This window comes from Pseudarthrobacter sp. S6, from assembly GCF_050156575.1.
Taxonomy (GTDB): Bacteria; Actinomycetota; Actinomycetes; order Actinomycetales; family Micrococcaceae; genus Arthrobacter.
This window is the reverse complement of sequence record NZ_CP189581.1, coordinates 2,830,703-2,840,849: the sequence shown is the minus strand read 5'-3', so window position 1 is coordinate 2,840,849 and position 10,147 is coordinate 2,830,703. Positions and strand designations below refer to the sequence as shown.

Sequence of the window (10,147 nt, the reverse complement as noted above, 5' to 3'; positions counted from 1 at the left end):
TCGCGCGCATCGGGAGGAGGGACGATGCGCATTACTGAACGAGCCCGTTACCTTGAAATCTTCAGCGATGTCCTCCCTGTCCGCTTCCCTGGAGGCGCCGGTCTCTGCCGGCGCCGACGCTCCCGACACTGTCCATCCCGACAATGCGCCGGCGTCCGTTGCGCTGGCTCCGCCCACGGGTCGGTTCGCCAGGCTCCCGCACCTCGCCGGCCGCAGCTTTATCCCCCTGGGCCTGTTCGCCCGGCTGCCCCTGGCCATGCTGACCGTCGGTGCACTGACCCTCGTCACGTCCGTGACCGGCTCCTACGCGCTGGGCGGTACGGCCGCCGGTGCCGTGGGGATCGGCTCGGCTCTCGGCGCCCCCTTCTTTGGTGCCCTCGCAGACCGCAGGGGGCAGCGGCCCGTCCTCCTGGTTGCGGCGGTGCTCAATGCCTTGGCCGTCCTGGGGCTGATCGGTACGGCCTGGGCCGCGCCCGACGCCGGGTCCTTTCCCGTCGCCGTAATCACTGCAGCGTTCCTCGCCGGTGCCAGCTGCCCGCAGGTAGGGCCGTTGGCCAGGGTGCGCTGGATGGCGCTCACCTCGCGGGGCAAGGAAGCGAAGGACCGGAGGGACCTTGATACGGCCCTGTCCTACGAGGGCACCGCCGATGAACTGACGTTTGTCCTGGGACCGGCCCTAGTGGGAATTTTGGCCAGCCTGGTGGCCCCTTGGCTGCCGTTGGCCCTTGCTGCAGCCATGACCATCACGCTGGTTCCCGCCTTTGCCATGCACTCCACCCACAAGGCGGTTCCCGTAAACCGGGTCTCCGCTGCCTCGCGCAAGGCAGCCAGGATTCCCGCCGTCGTCGCACTGCCCGTCCTGGCGATGGTGGCCATGGGCACCTTCTTTGGGTCCGCCCAGACGTCCTTGAGCTCGTTCTCTGCGAGTTTCGCCTCCTCTGAAATCGCCGGACTGCTGTATGCGGTCATGGGATTGAGTTCTGCCGCCGCAGCCCTGTCCGTGGCGTACTGGCCCCAGCGCTTCACGCCGGCGGCCCGGTGGCTGGTCAGCGCGGCACTGATGACGGTGCTTGCGTTGCTGCTTCTGGTGCCGGGATCGTTGGGCGGCATGGTGGTGGTGCTGCTGGTCCTGGGACTGCCGGTGGGTCCCGTGATGGTCACGGTCTTCGCGATCGGAAGCCTGGTGGCGCCGGTGGAACGGCTGGGGACCGTGATGACGGCTTTGGCCAGCGGTATCGTGGCCGGCACCGCGCTGGGTGCCGCGGTTGGTGGCCAGTTCGCGCAGGCCCACGGCTACCACACGGCATTCGTTGTGCCTGTGGTTGCTGCTGGCGGCCTGCTGGTGCTGGGTGCTGCGGCCGCAGTCATTCTCCGCAAACGCCACTGATCGGCGCCGGGCGGTGGTCACGGCCAGTCGGGGTATGCCGCGGTCAGCCCAGCTGGGCCTCAATGCGCCCGGCGCCCGCCACTAGCGCCGCGGCGATTTCGTCCGGATTCTGGGTTGCCCGGATGTAAACGACGGCCAGCGCGGCCGGCCGGCCGCCAGCGACCCGGACCGGAACTGCTACGGAGGAGACGCCGGCGAGGACTTCATCGTGGCTGGCGGCAAAGCCCAGTTGCCGCGCGGTTCCCGCCTCGGGCCGGTAGGGGATTCCGGGCGCGGCCGCATGCCAGTCAGCTTCTGAATACGCTGACTGGATCGCAATTCCGGGGGCACCGGCGCTGATTGGATGCCGGGAGCCAGGGTGCTGGACAATCGCGGCGCCGGTATGCCGCGGGTCCACAGTGACGATGGTGACACAGTCGTCGCGGTCCCAGACGGCCACAAAGGCACTCATGGTCAGGGCGTTGGCGAGTTGGGTCAGCTCCGGCAAGGCCGCCGTTTGGAGATCGCGGGCCACGCCCCGCGCCAGGACGGCGAGCCCGGGCCCTGGCTGGACTCTGCCGGCGTCATCGCGCACCAGCAAGGAATGATCCTCCAGGGTCCGCAGGATCCGGTAGGCCACGGAACGGTGGACTCCCATGGCGTCGGCAAGCTCCGCAATGGTCAACGGCGCCTGCGCCGCGGCCAGGATTTCCAGTGCCCGGATTCCGCGCGACAGGGTCTGGGAAGGGGAAGCCTGAGCTGCTCCGGAGGGGACTGCGGTGGGCGTCATGGATTCATCCTAGGCGGCTGTGCAGGAGCTGCGCGTGCACCGTGACGGCGCTTCGCGCACCCCGGTAGGTGTGCTGATTCTCAAAAAAGCTGTGTGTTGATTCCGAATAGAAGTTCAACTATGGAATTGATCCGCACGAAGATTCAAGAAAAGTCGTGCGTTTCGTCACATCTTGGCGTAACGTCGTACTTACTGACCGTTCGATCAGTAAATCGAACGACCTGAATCCACCCCGGCAGCCGGAATCCCTCACCAGGCTGCCCCCAAGCCACGGAGTGCCAATGACCGAAACTTCACGCGTCGATTCCGAGGTGGGCCCGAGCAGCAAGCACGAGGAACGCAAGGTTCTCGCTGCAACCCTGGTCGGCACCACCATCGAGTGGTACGACTTCTTCATCTTCGCGCAACTGACGGGCACGCTGCTGTCCCCGCTGTTCCTGGCCCCGCTGAACGAATCCAACCCGGGCCTGGCCCAGATCCTGTCCTTCGCGCTCATCGGCATCAGCTTCCTGTTCCGCCCGCTTGGTGCAGTTGTCGCTGGCCACCTCGGCGACCGGCTCGGCCGCAAGGCAATGCTGGTCTTCACCCTCCTGATGATGGGCGCAGCCACGTCGCTGATCGGCATGCTCCCGACCTATGCGCAGATCGGCGTCTGGGCTCCCATCCTGCTGATCCTCCTCCGCGTTGTCCAGGGCTTCTCCGCCGGCGGTGAATGGGGCGGTGCTGCGCTGATGGCCGTAGAGCACGCGCCCAAGAGCCGCCGCGGTGTGTTCGGTGCGTACCCGCAGATCGGGGTCCCGGTCGGCATGATCCTGGCCACCGGCCTGCTCTTCGTTCTCAACTCGAACATGTCAAAGGAAGACTTCGCGGCCTGGGGCTGGCGGGTGCCGTTCCTGCTGTCCATAGTGCTGATTGTGGTGGGATACCTGATCCGCCGGGCTGTGGCCGAGAGCCCCGTCTTCCAGGAGATGGCGGCCCGAAAGGCCGAAAGCGGGGCTCCCCTTAGCGAGCTCATTCGTAACCATAAGAGGCCCGTGCTCTACTCGACCATGATCTTCATTGGCAACAACGCCGCTGGCTACCTGTTGATTGCCTTCTTCATCTCCTACGCCACCAGGACGTTGAAGATGCCGGTCCCGGAAATCCTGCTGGCCACCACCCTTGCCTCCTTCGGCTGGCTGATCTTCACGCTCGCAGGCGGCTGGCTCTCGGACCGGATCGGCCGGGTCAAGACGTTCCTGATCGGTTATGCAATCATCTTCATGTGGATGATCCCGATGTTTGCCCTGATCGACACCAGGAACATCTGGCTTTACGCTGTGGCGCTCTTCGTCCTGACCATCGGCCTCGGCCTCTCCTACGGCCCCATGTCGGCAATGTACGCCGAGATGTTCCCGCCCAATGTCCGCTACTCGGGCATCTCCATCGGGTACGCCTTCGGCGCCATCCTCGGTGGTGCTTTCGCTGCAACCATTGCCGAGACTCTGCTGCTGAGCACCAAATGGACCGGATCCATCGGCATCTACATCATGATCCTGTGCGTGATTTCAGCAGCCGGGGTTCTGCTCGCCAAGGAGACGAAGGGCAACCCGCTCGGCGTCAGCAGTCACCACTAGGGTAGTCCGCATCGCACAACGGCGGGTTCCGGCCATCTGGCTTGGGCCCGCCGGTTGCCGTGAGCCCGCCGGTTGCCGTGAGCCCGGTGGCGCCCTGAGGGCTGGGCTGCTGCGGGGCGCCTACTGGTTCAGAAGTCTGATGGCGTCCTCATCGGCAAGTTGCTCGAAGTGCCGGTAGAAGCTACCCACGGCGCGGAACTTGCCCGGCAGATGCAGGCACAGCACGGCATCGCACACCCTGGACACTGCCGCGTAGGCCTCCACCGAACCCACCGGGGCTGCGGCGACGACGAGTGCCGCGCCACCCGAACGGGCGGCCTCGACGGCGGCGCGCATGGTGGCTCCGGTGGCCAGGCCGTCGTCGAGAAGGAGGATTGTTTTGCCGGTGAGGTTGTTGCTGATCCCCGGGTAGGTCCCGGCCCGGCGGAGCAGCTCGGCCCGCTCGCGTTTCTCCACTTCATCCAGCCATTCCTGGCGGACTCCGTGATCCAGAATGCGGGTGATCAGGGGACGGTTGAGCAGGCGCACTATCCGGCCTCCGGACCAGGCCAGTGCGCCGAACGCTGTTTCGTCGTGGCCGGGGATGCCGAGTTTACGGACCAGAACGGCGCCGAGCGGCAGGTACAGGGCCTTCGCGGCCGCGGCGGCGACGGGGATACCGCCGCGGGCCAGCCCCAGGACGATGGTGTCGGGGCGTTCCCGGAACTGGGTGAGCACCGCCGCCAGCCGTTCACCGGCATGGGTGCGGTCTTCAAAACGCGTGCTCATTTGCTCCCTCTCCGGCTGTCTCCGCCCGATTCCAGCCTACCTTCTGCCGCCGCAGCGGGAAGCGGGGATACGGCCTCCCGCCGCAGCTGAGTCAAGCGAGCGCGGCGGAAACGGTCTTGGTGATGTCCTGGATCGGCGCCGTCCGTTCGGGGACGTCGCTGAGGTCGGCACGCTTTGTGAAAACCACCAGCACGAAGCTGCCGGCGGACATGGAGAGGATGGCGGCGTCGTGGAGGTCGGAAAGGCGCACAGCGGCCATCAGCAGGCTCCGCGATTCGTTGTTGCTGTCCTGGACCATCGCCTGGAGCTGGAACTCCGAGGTGAACGCGCCCAGCGGATCATCGAGGGACGCCGAACCTTCCTCCACCAGGTGGGAGTAGGCCGTGGCAGTCAGGATTTTTGAAGGATGCTGCATCTGAGGATCCAAGCAGCGGAACCTATGCGGGAGCCATGAAATCCCTGTCAGGAATCAGCCGCCAGGGGTCAGCCGCGCTGTGCTCAGACTCCCAGGAAAGCGATGGCGCCTTGTTTGAAGGCCCGGCTGGTGATGGCGTTGGTGTGGCTGCGGCCAGGCAACGTCAGCTGTTCAGCCATGGACCCTGCCCGGATTCCAAGTTCGGCGAGCTTCGGCATGGTGGCCGCACGTTCATCCTGGTCGCCGGCCACAAGAAGCATCGGCATGTGGGGAACGGCTTCGGCTGGATCGAAGGGTTCGGCCTTGATGGCATCCACCAGGGACAGCAGCGCGAAGATGTTGTTGCTCGGCAGGAGCATGGCCATCTTGAGCAGGCCGGACGTGGACGGGTCCGCGATGGGGGTTCCGTCGGCGAGGTAGTTCTGGGCGGCGATGAGGTCAAAGGCTGCCAGCGGATCGGCGATGTTCGGTCCGCCCAGGACCAGGCGGTGGACGATCTCGGGCTGGGTGGCGCCGAATTCCCAGGCAAGCCGCGCGCCCAAGGAATAGCCCACCACGTCAACCCCGCTCGTGGGGTCACCATTGCGCAATGGCCGCACGCCGGCGTCGAACGCTATCTGCAGCAGGTCCGCGCGGATCCGGCTGGGGGAGTAGGAGTCCATGTCTTCGGGAGCGCCGCTGCGGCCATGGCCGGGCAGGTCCACGGTGATGACGCGGCGGCCTGCCTCCAGCAGGGCCGCCACCCAGCCGGTGTCATGCCAGTTGAGTTTGCTGGAAGAGGAGAAGCCGTGTAGCAGCAGCACGGGGCGCAGTCCGGCGTCGTCCTGGGGATCGAGCACCTCCACGTACAGCTGGGGGTCCGTGCCCTCAACGGTGTGGGAATGCATCTCGCCGGTGTGCCTGCCGCTCATGGTGTCATTCCTCATCAAGTACGGCGCTCAGGCGGACCCGGGCGCGTCGGTGCCTCGTCCTTCGGGACCGTGCCCACGATTCCGGCAGTGTTGTCCGGTACCTCGAACACGATCAGGGGTTCGCCGGCCTTGATCCTGTCGCCTGCACCACCGAAGGTACGCACCACTTTACCTGCCTTCGGACCGGGCAGTTCAACAGCGGATTCGCTGGTTTCCACCTCCGCCAGCGGCCGGTTCCGTTCCACCGGCGCCTTGAGCGTGTTGGAGCAGCCGGCAGTATCGGCGCTGGCCATATAGCGGTAGGTCATGGCTTAGAAGAGGACGGGACCGTTTCCTGCTACTTACTTGGGTTGGCGATCGCGGGTGCCCGGCCGGGCGCCCAGCCAGCAGGCTGCGGCGAGGCAGGCAACCAGAACAAAGGTGCTCAGCAGCTGGCCGCGGGTGCTTTCCGCGCTGAAGCCCACAGCGAAAATCAGTCCCAGGAGGACGAGTCCGAAGATGGTCAGGCCCGGGAATCCGTGCATCCGCAGCGGAAGCGCGGCACCATCCCGGTCCGCGCGGTGCCGGAGGATCAGCTGCGAGACAAGGGCCGTGCCCCAGACCACCAGGCACGTGGATCCGACCAGCTGGAACAGTGCCGGCAGGATCCGGTCCGGGAACAGCAGCTCCAGGACCGTGGCGAAGAAGCCGAACGCCACCGACACGCCCACTGCCACCATGGGCACGCTGGCGCCGCTGAGCCTGGCCAGGAACCGGGGAGCCTCGCCCCGTTCGGCGAGCGAGTACACCATGCGGGACGCGCCGTAGAGGTTGGCGCTAAGTGCGGAGAGAAGCGCGACGACGGCAACCAGGGTGATCGCCGTCCCGGCGCCCGGGATCCGGGCCGCGTCGAGCACGCCGGCAAAGGGCGAGGCGAGTCCTTTGGAGGAGACCGGCAGGACTGCAGCGATGACAAATACCGAGCCGATGTAGAAGACCAGGATGCGCCACAGCACTGTGCGGATCGCCTTGCCCACGCTGTGCTCCGGGTCCTCCGTTTCCGCGGCGGCCACGGCAACGATCTCGGTTCCGCCAAAGGCAAAGATCACTACGAACAATGCCGTGGCGATTCCGCCAAGCCCGGCAGGAGCAAAATCGGTGGTGATGTTGGCGAGTCCGGGCGAAGCTACTTCGGGCAGGAGGCCCAGCAGCAGGGCGGCCCCCACGGCCAGGAACGCCACAATGGCGGCGACCTTCAGGATGGCGAACCAGAATTCGAACTCGCCGAAGTTCTTCACACCCGTCAGGTTGATGGCCGTAAACACAAACATAAAGATCAGGGCCAGGGCCCAGACGGGGATAACCGGCCAGACGGAAAACAGGAGGCCCGCTGCGCCCAGGGCTTCCGCAGCGATGACCACCACCAGCTGGAGCCACCACAGCCAGCCCACCGTAGCGCCGGCGGTTTTTCCCAGCGCCCGTTCGGCGTACACGGAGAAGGCGCCGCTCGTGGGATTCGCAGCGGCCATCTCGCCCAGCGCCCACATCACCAGGATGATGAGCGTCCCGGCGACAAGATAGGAGATCAGCACGGCAGGCCCGGCGGCCTGGATGCCGGCCCCTGAACCCAGGAACAGGCCGGCGCCGATGGCGCTGCCCAGTCCCATCATGGTGAGCTGCCGGGATTTCATGGTGTGGCCGAGGTGGGATGCCGGCCGCACTGCCGTGGACGTCGATGTCATGCCTGAGAACCTTCTTGGGGTTGGGGTGGGTGCCACTAAGGGGACCATTTGAATTTACCGCCTAAGTCGCTGGCTCGCGGGCAACCGGTCTGCAACGATGCCGGCACTTTGAATCATTTGGATGACTATTGGCTGGCAAGTTGCTTACCCCAAGGTGCTAGCGAAGGCGGTTGTCTAAACGTCGAGGCCTTGGATGCCAAAATTGTTCGACGTTTTACCGACAGTCCGGGGTGCTGGCTGCGATCCCGGAACTGATCGAGGTTCACACCGTTTCCGGCAGTCCGGACCTGCGGCGCGTTTTGGATGCGATGATCGCCACCCGGTCTGGCGGACCAGCCACAGGGGCCTTCATCCGGTTGCATTGTGCGGCGAAACATTTTGAATCAGGGGAATGTGGCCGTAGAATCAGTTCTAGTCATATTGACTATAACTAGGTGATGGCAGTGAAGCCCAAAAGCAGGGAGCGGGTGAGTGACCGTGTACAGCAGTTCAGCGAACGTCTCCGAGCGGGCCACCGCTGCACCCTCGCTTGCCATCTCCACCGTCATCTTCGCCCTGCGGCCCAGCGAAACCTCGGGCCGGCCTACGCTGTGGCTACCCCTGGTCCGCAGGATCCGTGAGCCGTACAAAGACCTTTGGGCACTTCCCGGCGGACCGCTGACGCATGTTGAATCCCTGCAGGATGCTGCGTCCCGAAACCTCCGGGAAACCACCGGACTCACCCCGAGCTACCTGGAACAGCTCTATGCGTTCGGCGGGCTGCACCGCTCACCCACGCAGCGCGTTGTGTCCATCGTCTACTGGGCCCTGGTCCAGCCCACCGAAGCCGCCCTGGCCGACGAATCGGAGAACGTGAAGTGGTTCAGGGCAGACAAGGTGGGGGACCTGGCCTTCGACCACAACGCCATTGTTGAGTACGCGCTCCGGCGCCTGCGGAACAAACTGGCCTACGGCTCGGTGGCCTACCACTTCCTGGGTGAGTACTTCACCCTCGCCCAGGTCCGCGAAGTCTACGAAGCAGTCCTGGACACCCGGCTGGACCCGGCCAACTTCCGCCGCCAGCTCAAATCCACGCCGGAGATCGAAGAAACCGGCGAGTACCTCCAGGGCGGCAAGCACCGCCCGCCACGTCTCTACCGCTTCACCGGCCGCCCCGGCCTTGATCCCGACAACAGGAGCACACCATGAGCAGCGTCAACACAGCCATCCAGCTGATCACGCGCGAACAGGCCGAAAGCGCGTCCCGGAGCGCGGCTGCAGGCAAAACAGCAGCCACCTGCAGCCCGGCGCTCGCCAAGGGGCCGTGGGAATACGACCTCGCAGGGGCGCTCGCCGGTGCCCCGGCTTATGGTCCCGGCGCCTCCAGTGCTGACGTTGCGCCGGCCGCCACCCCCCGTCAAGGCCAGCTTCCGGAGGAATACAAACGCGCCGGCGATGCCGAGCTGGACGTCCGCATCCGTGCGGCGAAAGAAAAGCTGGGCGACCGGGCAGTGGTCCTGGGCCACTTCTACCAGCGCGACGAAGTCATCCAGTACGCCGACTTCGTGGGGGACTCCTTCCAGCTGGCCAACGCCGCGCTCACCCGGCCTGACGCCGAGGCCATCATTTTCTGCGGCGTGCACTTCATGGCCGAAACCGCGGACATCCTCTCCACCCCGGAACAGGCCGTCATCCTGCCCAACCTCGCCGCGGGCTGCTCCATGGCAGACATGGCGGACATCGACTCCGTGGAGGAGTGCTGGGAACAGCTCGAAGAAATCTTCGGCACCGAGGCCGACGCAGAGGGTCGGGTTCCGGTCATTCCGGTCACCTACATGAATTCCTCCGCCGCCCTGAAGGCTTTCTGCGGCCGCAACGGCGGCATTGTCTGCACCTCCTCCAACGCCAAGGTGGTCCTGGAATGGGCGTTCGAACGCGGCCAGCGGGTCCTGTTCTTCCCCGACCAGCACCTGGGCCGCAACACCGCCAAGGCCATGGGTGTGCCGCTGGAGCAGATGCCCATGTGGAACCCGCGCAAGGAACTGGGCGGCAACGATGAACAGGCCCTGCTCGATTCCCGCGTGATCCTCTGGCACGGCTTCTGCTCGGTCCACAAGCGCTTCAACGTCGGCCAGATCGAAAAGGCCCGCGCCGAGTTCCCCGGCGTCAACGTGATTGTGCACCCCGAGTGCCCCATGGAGGTGGTGGACGCTGCCGACTCCGCCGGCTCCACCGACTTCATCAAGAAGGCCATCGCGGCCGCCACCGAACCGACCACCTTCGCAATCGGCACGGAAGTCAACATGGTTAACAGGCTCGCTGCCGAGTACCCGCAGCACACCATCTTCTGCCTAGATCCGGTGATCTGCCCCTGCTCCACGATGTACCGCATCCACCCCGGCTACCTCGCCTGGGTCCTGGAGGAACTCGTCGAAGGTCGCATCGTCAACCGCATCAGCGTGGACCACTCCGTCCAGGACAACGCCAAAACCGCGCTCGAGCGTATGCTCGCCGCGCGTCCCCTGTAGCCCGCCGCTGCAGTCCCGCCCGCTGTAACCCTGGAAACCGAAACGAGCCCCAC

General features: G+C 65.6%; 10 protein-coding genes. 4 read left to right on the top strand and 6 right to left on the bottom strand.

Translation table 11 applies throughout. The annotated features are described in order from the left end of the window. Positions 1 to 67: 67 nt before the first annotated feature. Positions 68 to 1,387: an MFS transporter gene (locus ACQCS0_RS13575; RefSeq protein ID WP_354223135.1), complete on the top strand. Its 1,320-nt coding sequence runs from the start codon at positions 68 to 70 to the stop codon at positions 1,385 to 1,387. 43 nt (positions 1,388 to 1,430) lie between these two features. On the opposite strand, the gene ACQCS0_RS13570 is transcribed toward ACQCS0_RS13575, so the two are convergent. Beyond that, complete coding sequence (locus ACQCS0_RS13570) at positions 1,431 to 2,156, bottom strand: helix-turn-helix domain-containing protein (RefSeq protein ID WP_354153651.1); 726 nt, start codon at positions 2,154 to 2,156, stop codon at positions 1,431 to 1,433. Positions 2,157 to 2,437: 281 nt separating this feature from the next. Here ACQCS0_RS13570 and ACQCS0_RS13565 point away from each other — a divergent pair, with 281 nt between their 5' ends. Continuing rightward, positions 2,438 to 3,772, top strand: coding sequence for an MFS transporter (locus ACQCS0_RS13565; RefSeq protein ID WP_354153652.1), 1,335 nt, complete (start codon positions 2,438 to 2,440; stop codon positions 3,770 to 3,772). Positions 3,773 to 3,892: 120 nt separating this feature from the next. On the opposite strand, the gene ACQCS0_RS13560 is transcribed toward ACQCS0_RS13565, so the two are convergent. The 5 genes from ACQCS0_RS13560 to ACQCS0_RS13540 all read right to left on the bottom strand — a co-directional run bounded on the left by ACQCS0_RS13560 (position 3,893) and on the right by ACQCS0_RS13540 (position 7,587). Next, positions 3,893 to 4,540, bottom strand: a complete 648-nt coding sequence (locus tag ACQCS0_RS13560) for a phosphoribosyltransferase family protein (protein WP_354153653.1) — start codon at positions 4,538 to 4,540, stop codon at positions 3,893 to 3,895. 91 nt (positions 4,541 to 4,631) lie between these two features. Beyond that, positions 4,632 to 4,955, bottom strand: coding sequence for a hypothetical protein (locus ACQCS0_RS13555; protein WP_354153654.1), 324 nt, complete (start codon positions 4,953 to 4,955; stop codon positions 4,632 to 4,634). 83 nt (positions 4,956 to 5,038) lie between these two features. After that, positions 5,039 to 5,866 (bottom strand): alpha/beta fold hydrolase, encoded by an 828-nt coding sequence (locus ACQCS0_RS13550; protein ID WP_354153655.1) that lies wholly within the window; start codon positions 5,864 to 5,866, stop codon positions 5,039 to 5,041. Positions 5,867 to 5,880: 14 nt separating this feature from the next. Next, positions 5,881 to 6,174, bottom strand: coding sequence for a biotin/lipoyl-containing protein (locus tag ACQCS0_RS13545; RefSeq protein ID WP_354223133.1), 294 nt, complete (start codon positions 6,172 to 6,174; stop codon positions 5,881 to 5,883). A gap of 33 nt (positions 6,175 to 6,207) precedes the next feature. Then, complete coding sequence (locus ACQCS0_RS13540; protein WP_426938539.1) at positions 6,208 to 7,587, bottom strand: amino acid permease; 1,380 nt, start codon at positions 7,585 to 7,587, stop codon at positions 6,208 to 6,210. Between the two features lie 477 nt (positions 7,588 to 8,064). Here ACQCS0_RS13540 and ACQCS0_RS13535 point away from each other — a divergent pair, with 477 nt between their 5' ends. Together ACQCS0_RS13535 and nadA are read left to right on the top strand one after the other, a co-directional pair. Then, positions 8,065 to 8,775, top strand: coding sequence for an NrtR DNA-binding winged helix domain-containing protein (locus ACQCS0_RS13535; RefSeq protein WP_354153787.1), 711 nt, complete (start codon positions 8,065 to 8,067; stop codon positions 8,773 to 8,775). Beyond that, complete coding sequence (gene nadA / locus ACQCS0_RS13530) at positions 8,772 to 10,094, top strand: quinolinate synthase NadA (protein ID WP_354153658.1); 1,323 nt, start codon at positions 8,772 to 8,774, stop codon at positions 10,092 to 10,094. Before ACQCS0_RS13535 ends, nadA begins: the two co-directional genes overlap by 4 nt. Positions 10,095 to 10,147: the final 53 nt, after the last annotated feature.

Excerpts from the sequence above, each read along its gene's own strand:
- nadA (WP_354153658.1), top strand. The coding sequence starts at position 8,772 with ATGAGCAGCGTCAACACAGCCATCCAGCTGATCACGCGCGAACAGGCC.
- ACQCS0_RS13545 (WP_354223133.1), bottom strand. The coding sequence starts at position 6,174 with ATGACCTACCGCTATATGGCCAGCGCCGATACTGCCGGCTGCTCCAAC.
- ACQCS0_RS13540 (WP_426938539.1), bottom strand. The coding sequence starts at position 7,587 with ATGACATCGACGTCCACGGCAGTGCGGCCGGCATCCCACCTCGGCCAC.
- ACQCS0_RS13550 (WP_354153655.1), bottom strand. The coding sequence starts at position 5,866 with ATGAGCGGCAGGCACACCGGCGAGATGCATTCCCACACCGTTGAGGGC.
- ACQCS0_RS13575 (WP_354223135.1), top strand. The coding sequence starts at position 68 with ATGTCCTCCCTGTCCGCTTCCCTGGAGGCGCCGGTCTCTGCCGGCGCC.
- ACQCS0_RS13555 (WP_354153654.1), bottom strand. The coding sequence starts at position 4,955 with ATGCAGCATCCTTCAAAAATCCTGACTGCCACGGCCTACTCCCACCTG.
- ACQCS0_RS13570 (WP_354153651.1), bottom strand. The coding sequence starts at position 2,156 with ATGACGCCCACCGCAGTCCCCTCCGGAGCAGCTCAGGCTTCCCCTTCC.
- ACQCS0_RS13565 (WP_354153652.1), top strand. The coding sequence starts at position 2,438 with ATGACCGAAACTTCACGCGTCGATTCCGAGGTGGGCCCGAGCAGCAAG.
- ACQCS0_RS13560 (WP_354153653.1), bottom strand. The coding sequence starts at position 4,540 with ATGAGCACGCGTTTTGAAGACCGCACCCATGCCGGTGAACGGCTGGCG.